Origin of the sequence: Agrobacterium leguminum (assembly GCF_005144435.2) — a bacterium.
GTDB lineage: Bacteria > Pseudomonadota > Alphaproteobacteria > Rhizobiales > Rhizobiaceae > Agrobacterium > Agrobacterium leguminum.
Map to the genome: position 1 here is coordinate 1,969,945 of NZ_CP120212.1, position 18,065 is coordinate 1,988,009.

Consider the following 18,065-nt stretch of genomic DNA (forward strand, 5'->3'; position numbering starts at 1 on the left):
CATTCAGTTTTGGGCCTATTTTTCGCTCATGCAGCAAATTTCATGCTTGCAAAACGAGAAATTCCAAACGCAATATGGCGTCCGACAACCCGGCGGGGAACAAAAAAAGGGAAAAAGAGAATGCCGATATTGAACCGTGTGGCTGAAATGCAGGAAGAAGTTGCCGGCTGGAGGCGCCATCTGCATGAACACCCGGAGCTGCTTTACGATGTCTACGAAACATCGAAATTCGTGGCCGAAAAACTCAAATCCTTCGGCTGCGATGTGGTCGAGACCGGCATCGGCAAGACCGGCGTGGTCGGCATCATCAAGGGCCGGCACGGGGATGGCCCGACCATCGGTTTCCGCTCCGACATGGACGCGCTGCCGATCCTCGAGACGAGCGGCAAGCCCTGGGCTTCGAAGACGCCGGGCAAGGCCCATTCCTGCGGTCATGACGGGCACACCGCCATGCTTCTGGGCGCGGCGCAATATCTGTCCGAGACCCGCAATTTCAAGGGCTCCGTGGCGGTGATCTTCCAGCCGGCGGAAGAGGGCGGCGCGGGCGCGCTCGCCATGCTGAACGACGGCATGATGGAGAAATTCGGCATTTCGCAGGTCTATGGCATGCATAACGAGCCGGGCATTCCGGTCGGCAATTTCGCCATCCGCAAGGGATCGACCATGGCGGCGGCGGATAGTTTCGAAATCGTCATCACCGGCAAGGGCAGCCATGCGGCCGCCCCGCATCTTTCCATCGATCCGGTGCTGACCTCGGCGCATGTCATCATCGCCCTGCAATCCATCGTCTCGCGGGAGACGGACCCGTTGAAATCGCTGGTCGTCACCGTCGCCACCACCCATGGCGGCACGGCCGTCAATGTCATTCCCGGTGCGGTGACGCTGACGGGAACGGTGCGCACGCTCTTGCCGGAAACCCGCGATTTCGCCGAAAAGCGCCTGAAGGAAGTGGCGACCGCCACCGCCATGGCGCATGGCGCCACCGTGGAGGTGAAATATCATCGCGGTTATCCCGTCACCTTCAACCACAGTGACGAGACCGAATTCGCGACCGGCGTTGCAATGGGCGTGGCCGGTGCGAACGCCGTCAACACCAATCCGAACCCGCATATGGGGGCGGAGGATTTCTCCTACATGCTGGAAGCGCGCCCCGGCGCCTTCATCTTCATCGGCAATGGCGATACCGCCGGGCTGCACAATGCGGCTTATGATTTCAACGACGATGCGCTGCCTTACGGCATCAGCTACTGGGTTTCGATGGCCGAAACCGCACTTGCTGCGTAAGACATCCGGCGGCCTTCATGGCCGCCTTTTGCTTTTCAGGAGATCGGCATGCTTTTGGCGGCGACGTCCATGGAACAGACCGGCGGTTCGGTAAGCCCGGTTTTATCGGTTCAGAATCTCACCACATCCTTCCGCGTCGATGGCGGCTGGAAATCCGTGGTCCGCAATATGAGTTTCGAGATCGCACCGCGCGAAACGGTGGCGATCGTCGGCGAAAGCGGCTCGGGCAAAAGCGTCACCTCGCTCTCCATCATGCGGCTCCTCGATAAAAAGACGAGCCGCATCGAAGGCAAGGTCATGCTCGGCGGGCGCGACCTGCTGGCGCTGCCGGAAGAGGAGATGCGCAAGGTTCGCGGCAAGGACATTTCGATGATCTTCCAGGAGCCGATGACCAGCCTCAATCCGATCTTCCCGATCGGCAAGCAGATCGCCGAGGCGCTGACCGTGCATCAGGATATTTCCTCTTCCGCCGCGCGCGCCGAGGTTATCCGCCTGCTTGAAAAGGTCCGTATTCCCAATGCGAAGAACCGTTTCGACGATTATCCGCACCAATTTTCCGGCGGCATGCGCCAGCGCGTGATGATCGCCATGGCGCTCGCCTCCAAACCGAAGCTGCTGATCGCCGACGAGCCGACGACGGCGCTTGATGTGACGATCCAGGGCCAGATTCTCGACCTCATCAAGACGCTGCAGGAAGAGGAAGGCATGTCGGTCCTGTTCATCACCCATGATATGGGCGTGGTGGCGGAAGTCTCGGACCGCACCATCGTCATGTTCCGCGGCGATGTGGTGGAAACCGGCACCACCGACGACATCTTCCATCGCGGCCGCCATCCTTATACGCGGGCGCTGCTTTCGGCGGTGCCGAAGCTCGGCTCGATGAAGGAGAGGGTGCTGCCGGCCCGTTTCCCGATCATCGATATCAAGACCGGCGAAAGCCAGCCCGTCGCGGAGGTGAAGGACACGGTCTCCGGCGGCCGAACGCCCATTCTTTCGGTCAAGGACCTCACCACCCGTTTCGATATCCGCACCGGCCTTTTCGGCCGCAAATCCGGCGCCGTGCATGCGGTGGAAAAGGTCTCCTTCGATCTCGCCGAGGGCGAAACCCTGTCTCTCGTCGGCGAATCGGGCTGCGGCAAGTCCACCACGGGCCGCTCCATCACCCGGCTGATCGAGCCGACATCCGGCAATGTCATGCTCGATGGTTACGAGGTGCTGAAGCTCGACAAGACGACGCTGCGCACCATGCGCCGCAGCGTGCAGATGATCTTCCAGGATCCCTTCGCCTCGCTCGATCCGCGCATGAGCATCGGCACGGCGATCATGGAGCCCTTTATCGAGCATCGCCTCGGAACCAAGCAGCAGGCCCGCGAAAAGGCGGCCGATCTTCTGGAAAAGGTGGGCCTCAGCCCGGATATGATGCGGCGCTTCCCGCATGAATTTTCCGGCGGCCAGCGCCAGCGCATCGCCATTGCCCGCTCGCTGATGCTCGACCCCAAGGTCATCGTCGCCGATGAGGCGGTCTCGGCGCTCGATGTGTCCATCAAGGCGCAGGTCTGCAATCTGCTGCTCGACCTGCAACAGAGCCTCAACCTCGCTTTCCTGTTCATCAGCCATGACATGGCGGTGGTGGAGCGCGTCAGCCATCGTGTGGCGGTGATGTATCTCGGCGAAATCGTGGAAATCGGGCCTCGCGCGGCGGTTTTCGACAATCCGCAGCATCCCTATACGAAAAAGCTGATGTCCGCCGTTCCGGTGCCAGACCCGGCGCGGCGGCAGATTCGGCGCAATATGGCGACCGACGAGATCAAAAGCCCGATCCGGCCGGTGGACTATGTGCCGCCGCAGCGCCACTACCGCGAGGTTTCCGCAGGGCATCTGGTGCAGGAAGCGGCTTGATTGATTGGCGCTGGCTTCGGGCTGAGCGCTGGTAAGGGACCGAGTGGGTGCCGCGCATTTCTTCTCCCCGTGGGGGAGAAGGTCGCGGCAGCGGGATGAGGGGGCAAGTTCTCCGTATATCGCTAACGTTTCCCCCTCATCCGACCCTTCGGGCCACCTTCTCCCCCTCGGGGAGAAGAAACACGCCGCACCGCCACGCCAGATGATTTTAGGCCCACTGAGTGCTCTCTTCCGCATCCCCCGTTTGACAGCCGACGCAAAAAAATGCCAGCAAATGCGCAAGCATAATTCTTAAAGGGCGGCGGCATGGCCAGACGAAACGACGCACATGGACGGCTGGATGATGCGGCCCGTGCCGGCTGGCTGTATTATGTCGCCGGCCGCACGCAGGATGAGATCGCCGCCGCCATGGGCATTTCCCGGCAATCGGCGCAGCGCCTGGTGTCGCTTGCCGTCGCCGAACGGCTGATCAAGGTCCGGCTCGATCACCCTATCGCCGCCTGTCTCGAAAAAGCCGAACGGCTGAAGGAGAAATTCGACCTGAAATATATCGAGGTGGTGCCGAGCGATCCGGCCGGCGTCTCCTCCACTGTCGGCATTGCCGAGGCCGGCGCGGCGGAAATCGAGCGCTGGCTGAAGAATGCCGATCCCATCGTGCTCGCCATCGGCACCGGCCGTACCTTGAAGGCCGCTGTTGATCAACTGCCGCCGATGGAGTGCCCGCAGCACCGTATCGTGTCGCTGACGGGCAATATCGGGCCGGATGGCTCGGCCGCCTATTATAACGTCATCTTCAGCATGGCCGATGCCATCAAGGCGCGGCATTTCCCAATGCCGCTGCCGGTCCTGTGCTCTTCTGCGGAAGAGCGCGAATTGCTGCACGACCAGTCCATGGTGCGCTCCACGCTGGCGCTGGGTTCTGCGGCCAATGTCACCTTCGTCGGTGTCGGCGAACTCGGCGAGAACGCACCGCTCTGCGTCGATGGTTTCCTCGGCGTGGATGAGATGAAGGCCCTGATGGCAAGCGGGGCGGTCGGCGAGATTTGCGGCTGGATGTATGATGCCAATGGCCGCATTCTCGAGCATTCCGTCAATGAGCGCGTCGCCTCCGTTCCCATCCCTTCAAGAGAAACCTGCACCGTCATCGGCATGGCGCAGGGCGCACGCAAGAACGCCTCGATTCTGGCGGCGCTGAGGGGCGGTCTGCTGAACGGCCTCATCACCGATGAAGTCACAAGCGAATATTTGCTCACTCACTGAGCAAAAATTAAACACATAAAATCAATAGCTTGGTTTTCCCATGTGCGTCGCAGCACAGGATGTCGCTTGACTTTTTTGCTGATGAGGTGAGTAAATGCCCTAGAGCAAAGCGAATGCTCATCATTTTTCTTCTGGGAGGAAGATATGACATTGAAGACCATTTTGCTGGGCGCATGCTCGGCACTCGCCTTTTCGACCCTTGCTTCCGCCGAGACGCTGACCATCGCGACCGTGAACAACGGCGACATGATCCGCATGCAGGGTCTGACCTCGGACTTCACCACCAAGAACCCCGACATCAAGGTCGAGTGGGTGACGCTTGAAGAAAACGTCCTGCGTGAGCGCGTGACGACCGATATCGCCACCAATGGCGGCCAATACGACATCATGACCATCGGTAACTACGAAGTGCCGATCTGGGCCAAGCAGGGCTGGCTGCTGCCGCTCGAGAAGCTCGGCGACAAATATGACGTCGACGATCTGCTGCCGGCGATCCGCGGCGGCCTCTCCAGCGAAGGCAAGCTTTACGCCGCGCCCTTCTATGGCGAATCCGCCATGATCATGTATCGCAAGGACCTGTTCGAAAAAGCCGGCCTGAAGATGCCCGATAGCCCGACCTGGGAATTCATCGGCGACGCCGCCCGAAAGATTACCGACCGCAAGGCCGATATCAACGGCATCTGCCTGCGCGGCAAGGCCGGCTGGGGCGAAAACATGGCCTTTATCAGCGCGCTGACCAACTCCTTCGGCGGCCGCTGGTTCGATGAAAACTGGAAACCGCAGTTCGATCAGCCGGAATGGAAGAGCTCGCTGCAATTCTACGTCGATCTGATGAAGGATGCCGGTCCGTCGGGCGCATCCTCCAACGGCTTCAACGAAAACCTGACGCTGTTCCAGCAGGGCAAATGCGGCATGTGGATCGACGCTACGGTGGCTGCTTCCTTCGTCTCCAACCCGAAGGATTCCACCGTTGCCGACAAGGTCGGTTACGCCATCTTCCCGACCCATGGCGAGCTGAAGAACCACGGCAACTGGCTGTGGTCGTGGAACCTCGCGATCCCGAAGAGCTCGCAGAAGGCGGAAGCGGCCGAGAAGTTCATCTCCTGGGCGACCAGCAAGGAATATACCGAGCTCGTCGCCTCCAAGGAAGGTTGGGCAAACGTGCCTCCGGGCACCCGCACCTCGCTTTACAAGAATGCCGAGTATGAAAAGGCCGCCGCCTTCGCCAAGCCGACGCTTGCCGCGATGGATGCCGCCGATATCACCAAGCCGACCGTAAAGCCCGTGCCTTATACGGGTGGCCAGTTCGTGGCGATCCCTGAATTCCAGGCGCTCGGCACCACGGTCGGTCAGCTGTTCTCGGCGGTCGTTGCCGGTCAGTCCAGCGTTGACGATGCGCTTGCGGGCGCCCAGTCGACAGCAACGCGTGAAATGACCCGCGCCGGTTACATCAAGTAATCCTCCCGAAGATCGCTGTCCGGCGCCAATGCCGGGCAGCGAACCTTGGGGACGGCAAGCCGCCGATCTGTACGGCGGCGTTTAAGCCCTTCAAATCAAAACAAGAATGAGCCGGTTCTTCCGGATATGCCGGGCGCATGTCGTGACGCCCAGGCCCAAGGGGAGGTGAGTGCAATGGCAACCCGAAACACGAGCGGATTAGCGCGGGTAATGCTTGCGCCATCGGTGCTGTTATTGCTGGTGTGGATGATCGTGCCTCTGGCGATGACCCTTTGGTTCTCGTTCCAGAACTACAATCTCCTCAACCCGGCCAATGTCAGCTTCGCCGGTCTGTTCAATTACCAGTATTTCTATACCGACCCGGCCTTCTTCCAGTCGATCTGGAACACGCTTTTGATCGTCGGCGGCGTCCTTCTGATCACCGTCATCGGCGGCATCGCCATTGCGCTTCTGCTCGACAATGACATTTTCGGCCAGGGCATCGTGCGCATCATGATCATCTCGCCCTTCTTCGTCATGCCGCCGGTGGCCGCATTGGTGTGGAAGAACATGATCATGCATCCGGGTTACGGCGTGCTTGCCGATCTCTCCCGCTTCTTCGGTCTGCAGCCGGTCGACTGGTTTGCGCAGTTTCCGCTGCTCTCCATCATCATCATCGTCGCCTGGCAATGGCTGCCCTTTGCGACGCTGATCCTCTTGACCGCCCTGCAGTCGCTCGATGGCGAACAGAAGGAAGCGGCCGAGATGGATGGCGCCAACTTCGTCAACCGCTTCGTCTATCTGACCCTGCCGCATCTGTCGCGCGCCATCACCGTCGTCATTCTGATCCAGACGATCTTCCTGCTCGGCGTCTATGCGGAAATCCTCGTCACCACCAATGGCGGACCGGGTTATGCCTCCACCAACCTCGCCTTCCTCATCTATCGCACGGCGCTCCTCGGTTACGACGTCGGCGGCGCTTCGGCCGGCGGCATCATCGCCGTCATCCTCGCCAATATCGTCGCCATCTTCCTGATGCGCGCCGTCGGCAAGAACCTCGACCGGTAAGGGGGAAACATCATGGCCCGCAAGACAACCACACGTGCGAAGATCGGCTTTTCCATCGCGGCCTGGGCCGTGGCGCTCCTGCTGTTCTTCCCGATCCTCTATGCCTTCCTCACCTCGATCAAGACCGAGCCCGAGGCAATCGCCGGCTTCAGCCTCATTCCCTCGGGCACGCTTGAGAATTACGTGACGGTCCAGACCCAGCGCGATTACTTCAAGCCGTTCATGAACTCGGTGGTGCTGTCGCTCGGCTCGACGATCATTGCGCTGATCATCGCCATTCCCGCCGCCTGGGCCATGGCGTTCTCGCCGACCAAACGCACCAAGGACATTTTGATGTGGATGCTCTCCACCAAGATGATGCCGGCGGTCGCCGTGCTGGTGCCGATCTATCTGCTCTTCCGCAATGCCGGCCTGCTCGATACCCGCATCGGGCTGACCGTCATGCTCACCTTCATCAACCTGCCGATCGTCATCTGGATGCTCTACACTTACTTTCGGGAAATCCCCGGCGAGATCCTCGAAGCCGCCCGCATGGATGGCGCATCCTTGTGGAACGAGATCGTGCATGTGCTGACGCCGATGGCGGTGCCGGGCATTGCCTCGACGCTGCTGCTCAACGTCATCCTTGCCTGGAACGAAGCCTTCTGGACGATCCGGCTGACGACCACCAATGCAGCCCCGCTGACGGCCTTCATCGCCTCCTTCTCCTCACCGCAGGGGCTGTTCTGGGCAAAACTCTCGGCCGCCTCGATGATGGCGATCGCCCCCATTCTCGTCATCGGCTGGTTCTCGCAGAAGCAACTCGTGCGTGGCCTGACCTTCGGCGCCGTGAAATAAGGAACGACAAACATGGGCAGCATTTCCCTTCAGAACGTGTCCAAGCTCTTCGGTGAGGCGAAAGTCATCCCGTCGATCGATCTCGATATCAACGACGGCGAGTTCGTCGTCTTCGTCGGTCCCTCCGGCTGCGGCAAGTCCACGCTTTTGCGCCTGATTGCCGGGCTGGAAGACGTCTCCGGCGGCAAGATCGTCATCGACGGCAAGGATGTCACCGAAAAGGCGCCGGCCGAGCGCGGCCTTGCCATGGTGTTCCAGTCCTATGCGCTTTATCCGCATATGAGTGTCAGGAACAACATCGCCTTCCCGCTGAAGATGGCCAAGCTCGACAAGGCGATCATCGATAAAAAGGTGGAAGACGCCGCCCGCGTGCTGAACCTCACCGATTATCTCGAGCGCCGGCCCTCGCAGCTGTCGGGCGGCCAGCGCCAGCGTGTCGCCATCGGCCGCGCCATCGTGCGCGAACCTTCCGCCTTCCTGTTCGACGAACCGCTTTCCAACCTCGATGCGGCGCTGCGCGGCACCATGCGGCTGGAAATCTCCGAGCTGCACAACACGCTGAAGACGACGATGATCTATGTCACCCACGACCAGGTCGAGGCCATGACCATGGCCGACAAGATCGTCGTGCTCAACCGCGGCAATATCGAGCAGGTCGGTTCGCCGATGGAGCTTTACCGCTCCCCCGCCAACCTCTTCGTCGCCGGCTTCATCGGCTCGCCGCGCATGAACCTGGTGACCGGCGATTACGCCCGCCAAAAGGGCGCCACCACCGCCGGTGTGCGGCCGGAGCATCTGGTGCTGTCGAAGGAAAGCGGGCTGTGGCAGGGCAAGGTGACCGTCGCCGAACATCTCGGATCGGATACCTTTCTGCATCTCGAGGTCGACGGTATCGGGCCGATCACCGCCCGCACGGACGGCGAGTTCGAATGCAGGCACGGCGATACCGTGTTCATCACCCCGGACGAGACCAAGATACACAGGTTTGATGAGAAGGGTATCGCACTATGACGGGAAGACTGGAGGGCAAATCCGCGCTGATAACCGGCTCGGCGCGCGGCATCGGCCGCGCCTTCGCTGAAGCCTATCTGCGCGAGGGTGCGACGGTTGCCATCGCCGATATCGATTTCGAGCGGGCGAGCAAGACCGCCCGCGAGATCGGTGAGAACGCCTATGCCGTCGAACTCGATGTGACCAAACAGCATTCCATCGACACCGCCATCCGCACCGTGGAAGGCCAGGCGGGCGGGCTCGATATCCTCATCAACAATGCCGCACTCTTTGACCTCGCACCGATTGTCGAGATCAAACGCGAGAGCTACGAAAGACTGTTTTCGATCAACGTGTCCGGCACGCTGTTCATGATGCAGGCCGCCGCAAAAACAATGATCGCTCGGGGAAAAGGCGGCAAGATCATCAACATGGCAAGCCAGGCGGGCCGGCGCGGCGAGGCCTTGGTGGCGGTTTATTGCGCCACCAAGGCCGCCGTCATCAGCCTCACCCAATCGGCGGGGCTCGATCTCATCAGGCACGGCATCAACGTCAACGCGATTGCGCCGGGCGTGGTCGATGGCGAACACTGGGACGGCGTGGATGCGCTGTTTGCGAAATATGAAAACCGCCCCGCCGGTGAAAAGAAGCGGCTGGTCGGGGAGGCCGTGCCCTTCGGCCGCATGGGCCGTGCCGAAGACCTGACCGGCATGGCGATCTTCCTTGCCTCCGATGAGGCCGAATACATCGTCGCCCAGACCTATAATGTCGATGGCGGCAACTGGATGAGCTGAGTATCGGGCGCCTGCCGCCCGGCCTTGGCACGAACAACGTTTCCCCTTCGAGGATCGTGACATGACATGCAAACTCTCCCTCGCAACGCTTGACGACGCCAGAAAAACCGCGGCTGTTCCGGCCTATTCCCGGGCCGATCTTTCCGCCGGCATCGTGCATTTCGGCGTTGGCAATTTCCACCGCGCCCATCAGGCGGTTTATCTGGATGACCTCTTCAACACGGGCGCGGACCATGACTTCGCCATCATCGGCGCGGGCGTTCTGCCGTCAGATGCGGTGATGCGCGAAAAGCTTGCCGCGCAGGATTTCCTGACGACGGTGGTGGAGCAGGACAATAACCGCACCGGCGCGCGCGTCACCGGGCCGATGATCGACATTCTGAAGGTTGGCGATACAAAGGCCATCATCGATACGCTCTCCGATCCGAAAATCCGCATCGTCTCGATGACGATTACCGAGGGCGGGTATTTTATCGATGCTTCCGGTTCCTTCAATCCGCAGCATCCGGCCATTGCCGAGGACGGCAAGAACCCGGCTTCGCCGAAAACCGTGTTCGGCCTCATCGTCGCCGGGCTGAAGGCACGGCGGGACAAGGGGCTGCAACCCTTCACCGTCATGTCCTGCGACAACATTCCGCATAATGGCAAAGTCACCAAAAATGCCGTGGTCGGGCTGGCGGCCCTGTCCGATCCGGCCTTTGCCAACTGGATCGGCGAAAATGTCGCTTTCCCCAACTCCATGGTCGACCGCATTACGCCTGCTACCGGCGAGCGCGAACGCAATATCGCCCGCGACGATTTCGGCATCGAGGACAACTGGCCGGTCTTCTGCGAGGAGTTCAAGCAATGGGTGATGGAGGATAATTTTCCCGCCGGTCGCCCGGCGCTGGAAAAAGCCGGCGTGCAGTTCGTCAAAGATGTTGCGCCCTATGAGCACATGAAAATCCGCATCCTCAATGGCGGCCATGCGGCAATTGCCTATCCGGCGGCGCTGCTCGACATTCATTTCGTGCATGAGGCGATGGAACATCCGCTGATCCGGGCATTTCTGGCAAAGCTTGAAAATGAAGAGATCATCCCGGTCATTCCGCCGGTTCCCGATACGAATCTCGCCGATTATTTCGCCCTGATCGAGCGGCGTTTCCTCAATCCGAAGATCGGCGACACGATTCCGCGTCTGGCGCAGGACGGTTCCAACCGCCAGCCGAAATTCATCTTGCCATCCACCGCCGACCGGCTGGCGCGCGGCGAGGATATCGTCGGCCTTTCGCTGGTTTCGGCGCTGTGGTGCCGTTATTTCCAGGGCACCTCCGACAGCGGCAAGGAAATCGCCTTCAACGATGCCAGCGCCGAGCGGCTGCAAGCGGCGGCGATCAATGCCAAGGACGATCCGATGGCCTTCCTCGCGCTTGAGGATATCTTCGGAACGGTTGCCGAATCGGAGCTTTTCCGTAAACGCTTTGCCCATGCATTGAAGACGCTGTGGCAAGAAGGCACGGCGAAGACCTTGCAGCTTTATCTGGATGACAAGCTGGCTGAAAAGTGACCATGAGATGGAAGACGAGACCGGGCCCCTTTTGATTTTCGATTGCGACGGCGTTCTCGTCGATAGCGAGCCGGTCTCCATCTCCGTCCTTCTCGATATGCTCTCCCATCTCGGCGTGACGATGGGGGAGGAAGAGGCCTATGAGCGCTTTCTCGGCCGCAGCGTCGCCAGCATGACGGCGACGCTGTTTGAGGATTACGGTGTCGAAACCGACATCGATTTTCTCAACCATATGCGGGCGACGCTGTTTGAGCGTTTCCGCACCGAGCTTCGGCCGATCGACGGCATTGGCGAAACGCTGGACAGGCTCCTGCCGCTGCGGCGCTGCGTTGCTTCCTCAAGCCAGCCGGAACGCATCCGTTATTCGCTGGGGCTGACCGGCCTGATCGACAAATTCGAACCGCATGTCTTCAGCGCCACCATGGTAAAAAACGGCAAGCCGGCGCCGGATCTTTTTCTTCATGCGGCGCGCGAAATGGGCGTCGATCCGCGTCACTGCATCGTGATCGAGGACAGCCCGGCCGGCATTGCCGCGGCAAAGGCCGCGGGTATGGGCGTTTTTGCCTTTACCGGCGGTTCGCATGCGCGCTTTCCCGCATTCCGTGAAAAGATCGCCGGGCTTGGCGCGGATGTGGTGTTTGACGCCATGCCGGATTTGGTCCAACTTGTCCGTAGCTATGTGGGGAAGGGCGGTTTTGACGGCCAAATGGAACGTGATGCGGGCTGAAGCAGATTTTGCCCGCCGCCGTCGCCGGGTCGTTGCGCAAGGGATGGAATTGCAGTCTTGATGCGTCAAAATCTCGTCGCTGTCGATGTCGGCACCGCCAGCGCCCGGGCCGGCATTTTCGATCCGGCCGGCCGGCTTCTTGCCCGCTCCACCCATCCCATCCTGATGCGGAGGCCGCAGGAAAACCACGCCGAGCACGATTCCACCGACATATGGAACGCGGTCTGCATCGTGGTGAGGGCAGCGCTTGCCGAGGCCGGTGTTTCACCGCAAAGCGTCGCCGCCATCGGTTTCGACGCCACCTGCTCGCTGGTCATCCGCGATGGGCGGGGTGAGCCGGTTTCGGTTTCCGTTACCGGGGAGGATCGGTTCGACACCATCGTCTGGCTCGATCACCGGGCAATCGACGAGGCCGACCGGCTGACGGCATCCGGCCACCGGGTGCTGGATTTTGCCGGCAACAGCGTCTCGCCGGAAATGCAGATGCCGAAGCTGATGTGGCTGAAGACGCATATGCCGGCAAGCTGGTCGCGCATGTCCTTCGCCTTCGATCTGGCGGATTTCCTGACGTGGAGGGCGACCGGTTCAGCGCAGCGCTCAAATTGCACGCAGACGGCGAAGTGGAATTTTCTGGCGCAGGAAAATCCCGGCTGGCAGGCGGATTATCTGGAACTGGCTGGCCTTGCCGATCTGAAAGAGCGGGCGGGATTGCCCGAAACCACGGTAATGCCGGGTGATAGCATCGGCCCGCTTTCGCCCGAAGCGGCCGCCGAACTGGGTCTCGATATCGGTTGCCAGGTGGCGGCGGGCATGATCGACGCCTATGCCGGCGCGCTCGGTGCGTTGGGCGGCTGCCTGTCTGCGGATGTGGGCCGGCATGTGGCGCTGATCGCCGGTACATCGAGCTGCCTTGTCGCCATGTCGGAGCGGCAGATGCCCGGCCACAGCCTCTGGGGTCCCTATTGGCAGGCGATCCTGCCGGGTCACTGGCTGGTGGAGGGCGGGCAATCGGCCACCGGCGCGCTGCTCGACCATATCGTGCGCATGCATGCGGCTGGCGGTGAGCCGGATACGGCGCTGCATGCCCGCATCGTTGCGCGGGTAACGGAATTGCGCGCGCTTGAGGGCGAGGCCTTCGCCGAGCGGCTGCATGTGCTGCCGGATTTCCACGGCAACCGCTCGCCGCTTGCCGATCCCCATGCCGTCGGCGTCATTAGCGGGCTGACTTTGGATACGTCTTTCGACAGTCTCTGCCGTCTTTACTGGCGCACGGCCGTCGCCATTGCGCTCGGCGCGCGCCATGTGCTCGATGCGATGGAGCGTTTCGGTTATGCGGTGGAAAGCCTGCACGTTACCGGCGGGCACGTGAAGAACCCGCTGCTGATGGAGCTTTATGCCGATGTGACGGGCAAGCGCATCGTCGTTCCCGCCACCGCCGATGCGGTGCTGCTCGGCACGGCGATGACGGCGGCGACGGCCGGCGGGGTGCATGCGAACCTTGCGGCAGCAGGGGCCGCCATGTATCCGGGCAATGCGGAAATATCAGGCAATCCGGCGCGTGGCCCCCGTTATGAGCGGGATTATCGCCGTTTTCTCGCCATGCACCGCCATCGCCAGGAACTGGAAAGCCTTTGACTTTCTAAAGGCCAATGGCTGGCTTCGACGGATGCCGCTCATTTCTTCTCCCCGCCGGGGAGAAGGTGGCCCGAAGGGCCGGATGAGGGGGAACGCCAGCGATAAAACGCACTCTAGCCCCTTCATCCCGCTGCCGCGACCTTCTCCCCGACGAGGAGAAAAAACGAGCGGTAACCACTCGATCTCTCTGCCCCGTATTGCCGCCAAGCGCAATTAGCTGCGCAGCGCGCGTTTCAGGGCCGTGAGGTTCTTTGCCCTTGCCCTGCCGCTGTCATCGGCGCTGGCGCCAAGCGCACAGAGGGTGAATTCCAGCAGGGAGACCAGTTGCAGCAGGCCCTGGCCGCCATTCTGCGCCTGCGGCATGGCAAGGCAGAGATCGGCGCTTTCCGGTCCCCATTCATAAAAGCGTGTGGTGATCAGCAATGTCCTGTAGCCGCTCTTGCGCGCCATTGCCGACAGGCGTTGCAGGGGCGACAGGGCGCCGCCGCAATCCATGATGACGAGCAGCGCCTGCGCGGGGTCGAAATCCCACAGGGCGACATAGGCCGCGCTGTCGCTGCCGAGATAATGGATATGGCCCCGGCTCTCCAGAAGCCGCCCGTAAAAATGCCGCCCGGCATCGAGACCTTCCGGAGAGGTTGCCAGAAAAACATTGCCCGCCGTGGCGATCTCGTTCATGGCGACCCGCCAGACCGATTGGGTGGTCATGTCGAAAGCGGTCTGGATGGCCTGAATCTGCTGCGACAGAAGCTGCGAAAACGGGTTGGAATGGCGTTCGCCGCCTTCGGCCATGGCGGGCTGGTCCGCGCCGGCCGTTTCTTCGGCATGGCGCAGATCGGCGCGTATATCGCTGAATTGCCGGTATCCCAGCGAGCGCAGGAAACGGCCGACCGTCATCGGACTGAGGCTGAGCTTGGCGGCCAGCGTCTGCGCCGTCTCGAACGGCAATTCGTCCAGATGTTCGATCAGATATTTGGCGATCTTGCGCTCTGAAGGGGTGCCTGCCTTCATGGCGCGCGTAAGGTTCAACAGCAGCTTTTCCACCAACGCCTCATTCTTTTATCTTTATTGAACGATGATGCATGCGCGCGCGCAAACGAGCGTGCGAACCGCAATTTGACGGTGGGGGATAGCTTTTCCGGCCTTGTCCTCCACCGGACCGGAATGCGAAATGTAATAGGTATATTATTATATTTTAGAGATACCTTTTATTCAAGAGAAATTCCATCTGCGGTTTAAATCCAGCCATTTGGCATCTTTCCGTCCGTCTTGCAGAGTGGGCGGGCAGCGCTTATCTCTCGTCTGGTAAGTGTGTTTCAACGCGAAAGGCGTCGAGGAGTTCCGGATGATTTTTGATGCGGCGAGGCTTGCCTTCCACAATCTCTTTGCCGCCGAAACCCGGTCGGTCTTCTGGAAGGTTCTGGGGCTCACGCTTCTCGTGCTTGCGGCGCTGTGGTTCGCCATCCGCTCGATCTTCATTTATTTTGCCCTGCCGTGGGTGGATACGCTGATCCCCGGCGTACCGGACTGGGCGGGCTGGCTGACTTTCGTTTTCGCCATTTTCGCCGGCATCGGGCTGGCGCTGGCGCTCGCGCTGCTCATTTCGCCGGTCACCGCCGTCATTGCCGGCCTGTTTCTCGACGATGTCGCCGAAGTGGTTGAGAAAAAGAACTATCCGAACGATCCACCGGGCAAGGCGATGCCGGTCGGCGAGGCCGTTCTGTCGTCCATCAAGTTCTTCGGTGTCGTCATTGCCGGCAACCTTGTCGCGCTGTTGCTGCTTCTGGTGCCGGGTATCAATCTTATCGCGTTTTTCCTGGTGAACGGCTATCTGCTCGGCCGGGAATTCTTCGAATTCGCGGCGATGCGTTTCCGCTCGCCCGCCGAAGCGAGGTTGTTCCGTTCAAAACACCGCACCACCGTCTTCATGGCCGGGCTGGTGATCGCGGCCTTCCTGGCGGTGCCGTTCCTCAACCTGTTGACGCCGCTTTTTGCCGCCTCGATGATGGTGCATCTGCACAAGGCCGTCAGCCGGCGCGATCCATCATTCGCCGCTGGCCGCACCGAACAGCTGCGCGGGTAATTCCACCAGCGGCGCTGGAATATCGAAGGTCTTTTCCGGCGATTTGCAGATATCGGCAATCACGCAGCGCTCGCATTCCGGTTTGCGCGCCTTGCAGCAATAACGCCCATGCAGGATCAGCCAGTGATGGGCGTGGAACAGATATTGTTCTGGAATGATGCGGATCAGCCGGTCTTCAACCTCGTCAGGGGTTTTGCCCGGCGCAAGACAGAGCCGGTTGGCAATGCGGAAGACGTGGGTATCCACCGCAAGCGTGGGCACGCCGAAGGCCATGGACATCACCACATTGGCCGTCTTGCGGCCCACACCCGGCAGTGTCACCAGCTCCTCGCGGGTTTTCGGCACCTCGCCGCCGAAATTGTCGATCAGCATCTGCGACAGGGCGATGACGTTTTTCGCCTTGTTGCGGTAAAGCCCGATGGTCTTGATATAACCGATCAGTTCTTCCTCGCCGAGCGCCAGCATCTTTTCCGGCGTATCGGCCACCTTGAACAGCGCGCGTGTGGCCCGGTTCACGCCCACATCGGTCGCCTGCGCGGAAAGCGCCACGGCCACCAGCAGGGTAAAGGGATTGGTATGTTCCAGCTCGCCTTTCGGCTCCGGTCGCTGAATGGAAAAACGCCGGAAAATCTCGGTGAGCTCGTCCTTGGAATAGGCCGTTTTCACCCGCGCCGGCTTGCGCGCGGATGCCGGATTTGACTTTTTCAATGTTTGGGTGCTGGATCGTTTTTTGGCGACTGTCATGGACTATCTATAGCCAGCCCGCCCTGAGGAAAGCAACGTGGATACGCTCAACGACCAGCCGATTTTCGCGGCGGAACTCGTTCCGCACCGTTCGCTTGGCAGAAGGGGTTTCCGGCTGCTCCTGCTTTTCTCCGGCCTGGCCTGCCTTGTCTATGGCGGCTTTTTCCTCGCCACCGGGGCATGGCCGGTCGGCCTGTTCTTCGGGCTGGATTTTCTGCTGCTTTATGCCGCCTTTCGCGCCAATTATCGGGCGGCGAAAGCGCGGGAAGAGGTCAGCGTCTCGCGCACCAGCCTCTCGATCCGCAAATTCTCTCCCGCCGGGCGGATGGTGGAACATCGCTTCAATCCCTTCTGGGCGCGCTTCAGGGTGAGGCGGCACGATGAGATCGGCATCGTCTCCATGCATGTGACGGGTGAAGGCCGGGCGACCGATATCGGTTCGTTTCTCAATCCGGATGACCGGGAAAGTTTCGCCAAGGCTTTCGGCGGTGCGCTGGCGACTGTGCGGCGGCGGATGTGAGCGGATCAGAAGGTTGTCGTGGCGCGGTGGTCTCTTTCCCTCATCCCTGTGCTCGTCACAGGGATCCAGCCAGCCCAAGTCTTTGGGCTGAAAAGAGTCCCTCGCCACGCGGACGCGTGTCGGCTGGATTCCTGTGACAAGCACAGGAATGAGGGTGCGTGGGTGTTCCGGCTAACGAACATTCCTTGCGTATCGTAATGCCGCGCAAGAAACGGGTGGAGACGAAGTCGCTTTAATGGTTTTCTCTTACCCGTTAGGAGATTTGCGATGAACGCCAATATTACGCTGAACGAAGATATCACCCCCATCGGAACGGATTACGACACGGTGCGCGGGGTTATCGAGCTTTTGACGCTGGATTATCGCGAGCAGCCCTCCCTCGAAGCCATTGCCGCAGAGCTCGGCCAGTCGCCGACGCAATTGCAGAAGACCTTCACCCGCTGGGCCGGTCTTTCGCCCAAGGCATTCCTGCAGGCCGTGACGCTCGATCATGCCAAGCGGCTGTTGCGCGAAGAGGATTTGCCGCTGCTGGAAACCTCAATCGAGGTCGGCATGTCTGGGCCGGGACGCCTGCACGATCTGTTCGTCACCCATGAGGCCATGTCTCCCGGCGAATGGAAGGCCAAGGGCGGAGGGCTGACGATCCGTTACGGTTTCCACACCTCGCCCTTCGGGCTTGCGCTGGTCATGGTGACAGATCGTGGCCTTGCCGGCTGCGCCTTTGCCGATCCGGGTGAGGAAAGGGCCTGTTTCGAGGACATGGCCGGCCGCTGGCCGAATGCCGATTATGTCGAGGATCGCGAAGCGACGGCACCCTACGCCGCGCGCATCTTCGACCCGTCCATGTGGTCGGCGGACAGGCCGCTGCGTGTCGTGCTGCTCGGCACGGATTTTCAGGTACGGGTCTGGGAAAGCCTCCTGAAAATCCCGATGGGCCGCGCGGTTACCTATTCGCACATCGCCTGCGATATCGGCCAGCCCACCGCGTCGCGTGCGGTCGGTGCTGCCGTCGGCGCCAACCCGGTCTCCTTCGTCGTTCCCTGCCATCGCGCCGTCGGTAAAAGCGGGGCTCTGACGGGCTATCACTGGGGCCTGACCCGCAAGCGGGCGATGCTCGGTTGGGAAACGGGGAAGGTGTGACGCCGGTTTCCCTCATCCCTGTGCTTGTCACAGGGATCCAGCCAACCCAAGTCCTTGGGTTGAAAAGACTCTTCCCGTCGCGCAGACGCGCGCCGACTGGA

Annotated in this window: 16 protein-coding genes; 14 read left to right on the top strand and 2 right to left on the bottom strand. The window is 60.9% G+C overall.

The features are described from left to right. Positions 1–120 precede the first annotated feature (120 nt). The 11 genes from CFBP4996_RS23565 (at position 121) to CFBP4996_RS23615 (ending at position 13,477) form a co-directional block, all read left to right on the top strand. Positions 121–1,284 (top strand): M20 aminoacylase family protein, encoded by a 1,164-nt coding sequence (locus CFBP4996_RS23565; RefSeq protein WP_080853591.1) that lies wholly within the window; start codon positions 121–123, stop codon positions 1,282–1,284. A 48-nt stretch (positions 1,285–1,332) separates the two neighbouring features. After that, on the top strand, positions 1,333–3,183 hold the full coding sequence (locus CFBP4996_RS23570; RefSeq protein ID WP_065655299.1) for an ABC transporter ATP-binding protein: 1,851 nt from the start codon (positions 1,333–1,335) through the stop codon (positions 3,181–3,183). Positions 3,184–3,489: 306 nt separating this feature from the next. Further along, positions 3,490–4,443 carry a sugar-binding transcriptional regulator gene (locus CFBP4996_RS23575; protein WP_003524928.1) on the top strand — a complete coding sequence of 318 codons (954 nt, stop codon included), beginning with the start codon at positions 3,490–3,492 and terminating at the stop codon, positions 4,441–4,443. Positions 4,444–4,587: 144 nt separating this feature from the next. Next, on the top strand, positions 4,588–5,901 hold the full coding sequence (locus CFBP4996_RS23580) for an ABC transporter substrate-binding protein (RefSeq protein ID WP_003524929.1): 1,314 nt from the start codon (positions 4,588–4,590) through the stop codon (positions 5,899–5,901). Positions 5,902–6,075: 174 nt separating this feature from the next. Continuing rightward, the gene (locus CFBP4996_RS23585) at positions 6,076–6,948 is read left to right on the top strand and encodes a carbohydrate ABC transporter permease (RefSeq protein WP_046800893.1); all 873 of its coding nucleotides are present in this window, start codon (positions 6,076–6,078) and stop codon (positions 6,946–6,948) included. Between the two features lie 12 nt (positions 6,949–6,960). Continuing rightward, positions 6,961–7,785, top strand: a complete 825-nt coding sequence (locus tag CFBP4996_RS23590; RefSeq protein ID WP_080853590.1) for a carbohydrate ABC transporter permease — start codon at positions 6,961–6,963, stop codon at positions 7,783–7,785. 12 nt (positions 7,786–7,797) lie between these two features. Next, positions 7,798–8,796, top strand: a complete 999-nt coding sequence (locus CFBP4996_RS23595; protein WP_080853589.1) for an ABC transporter ATP-binding protein — start codon at positions 7,798–7,800, stop codon at positions 8,794–8,796. After that, entirely contained in the window at positions 8,793–9,569 is a 777-nt protein-coding gene (locus tag CFBP4996_RS23600) for an L-iditol 2-dehydrogenase (RefSeq protein WP_080853588.1), read from the top strand. Before CFBP4996_RS23595 ends, CFBP4996_RS23600 begins: the two co-directional genes overlap by 4 nt. A gap of 61 nt (positions 9,570–9,630) precedes the next feature. Beyond that, positions 9,631–11,115, top strand: coding sequence for a mannitol dehydrogenase family protein (locus CFBP4996_RS23605; protein WP_080853587.1), 1,485 nt, complete (start codon positions 9,631–9,633; stop codon positions 11,113–11,115). Positions 11,116–11,122: 7 nt separating this feature from the next. Beyond that, positions 11,123–11,842: an HAD family hydrolase gene (locus CFBP4996_RS23610; RefSeq protein ID WP_080853586.1), complete on the top strand. Its 720-nt coding sequence runs from the start codon at positions 11,123–11,125 to the stop codon at positions 11,840–11,842. 60 nt (positions 11,843–11,902) lie between these two features. Beyond that, complete coding sequence (locus CFBP4996_RS23615; RefSeq protein ID WP_162936026.1) at positions 11,903–13,477, top strand: FGGY-family carbohydrate kinase; 1,575 nt, start codon at positions 11,903–11,905, stop codon at positions 13,475–13,477. Positions 13,478–13,690: 213 nt separating this feature from the next. Here CFBP4996_RS23615 and CFBP4996_RS23620 read toward each other — a convergent pair whose 3' ends face one another. Next, positions 13,691–14,524 (bottom strand): MurR/RpiR family transcriptional regulator, encoded by an 834-nt coding sequence (locus CFBP4996_RS23620; protein WP_080853584.1) that lies wholly within the window; start codon positions 14,522–14,524, stop codon positions 13,691–13,693. 298 nt (positions 14,525–14,822) lie between these two features. Here CFBP4996_RS23620 and CFBP4996_RS23625 point away from each other — a divergent pair, with 298 nt between their 5' ends. Then, positions 14,823–15,560, top strand: a complete 738-nt coding sequence (locus CFBP4996_RS23625; RefSeq protein ID WP_080853583.1) for a sulfate transporter family protein — start codon at positions 14,823–14,825, stop codon at positions 15,558–15,560. Here CFBP4996_RS23625 and nth read toward each other — a convergent pair. Next, entirely contained in the window at positions 15,522–16,304 is a 783-nt protein-coding gene (nth, locus tag CFBP4996_RS23630; RefSeq protein WP_080853582.1) for an endonuclease III, read from the bottom strand. The genes CFBP4996_RS23625 and nth overlap by 39 nt on opposite strands. A gap of 37 nt (positions 16,305–16,341) precedes the next feature. On the opposite strand from nth, the gene CFBP4996_RS23635 reads away from it, so the two are divergent. Continuing rightward, on the top strand, positions 16,342–16,824 hold the full coding sequence (locus tag CFBP4996_RS23635; RefSeq protein WP_003523126.1) for a DUF2244 domain-containing protein: 483 nt from the start codon (positions 16,342–16,344) through the stop codon (positions 16,822–16,824). A gap of 267 nt (positions 16,825–17,091) precedes the next feature. After that, positions 17,092–17,964 carry a methylated-DNA--[protein]-cysteine S-methyltransferase gene (locus tag CFBP4996_RS23640; RefSeq protein WP_080839795.1) on the top strand — a complete coding sequence of 291 codons (873 nt, stop codon included), beginning with the start codon at positions 17,092–17,094 and terminating at the stop codon, positions 17,962–17,964. Positions 17,965–18,065: the final 101 nt, after the last annotated feature.

What these genes read in the sequence shown, in the direction of transcription:
- CFBP4996_RS23565 (WP_080853591.1), top strand. Translation starts at nt 121, where the DNA reads ATGCCGATATTGAACCGTGTGGCTGAAATGCAGGAAGAAGTTGCCGGC.
- CFBP4996_RS23570 (WP_065655299.1), top strand. Translation starts at nt 1,333, where the DNA reads ATGCTTTTGGCGGCGACGTCCATGGAACAGACCGGCGGTTCGGTAAGC.
- CFBP4996_RS23575 (WP_003524928.1), top strand. Translation starts at nt 3,490, where the DNA reads ATGGCCAGACGAAACGACGCACATGGACGGCTGGATGATGCGGCCCGT.
- CFBP4996_RS23580 (WP_003524929.1), top strand. Translation starts at nt 4,588, where the DNA reads ATGACATTGAAGACCATTTTGCTGGGCGCATGCTCGGCACTCGCCTTT.
- CFBP4996_RS23585 (WP_046800893.1), top strand. Translation starts at nt 6,076, where the DNA reads ATGGCAACCCGAAACACGAGCGGATTAGCGCGGGTAATGCTTGCGCCA.
- CFBP4996_RS23590 (WP_080853590.1), top strand. Translation starts at nt 6,961, where the DNA reads ATGGCCCGCAAGACAACCACACGTGCGAAGATCGGCTTTTCCATCGCG.
- CFBP4996_RS23595 (WP_080853589.1), top strand. Translation starts at nt 7,798, where the DNA reads ATGGGCAGCATTTCCCTTCAGAACGTGTCCAAGCTCTTCGGTGAGGCG.
- CFBP4996_RS23600 (WP_080853588.1), top strand. Translation starts at nt 8,793, where the DNA reads ATGACGGGAAGACTGGAGGGCAAATCCGCGCTGATAACCGGCTCGGCG.
- CFBP4996_RS23605 (WP_080853587.1), top strand. Translation starts at nt 9,631, where the DNA reads ATGACATGCAAACTCTCCCTCGCAACGCTTGACGACGCCAGAAAAACC.
- CFBP4996_RS23610 (WP_080853586.1), top strand. Translation starts at nt 11,123, where the DNA reads ATGGAAGACGAGACCGGGCCCCTTTTGATTTTCGATTGCGACGGCGTT.
- CFBP4996_RS23615 (WP_162936026.1), top strand. Translation starts at nt 11,903, where the DNA reads ATGCGTCAAAATCTCGTCGCTGTCGATGTCGGCACCGCCAGCGCCCGG.
- CFBP4996_RS23625 (WP_080853583.1), top strand. Translation starts at nt 14,823, where the DNA reads ATGATTTTTGATGCGGCGAGGCTTGCCTTCCACAATCTCTTTGCCGCC.
- nth (WP_080853582.1), bottom strand. Translation starts at nt 16,304, where the DNA reads ATGACAGTCGCCAAAAAACGATCCAGCACCCAAACATTGAAAAAGTCA.
- CFBP4996_RS23640 (WP_080839795.1), top strand. Translation starts at nt 17,092, where the DNA reads ATGAACGCCAATATTACGCTGAACGAAGATATCACCCCCATCGGAACG.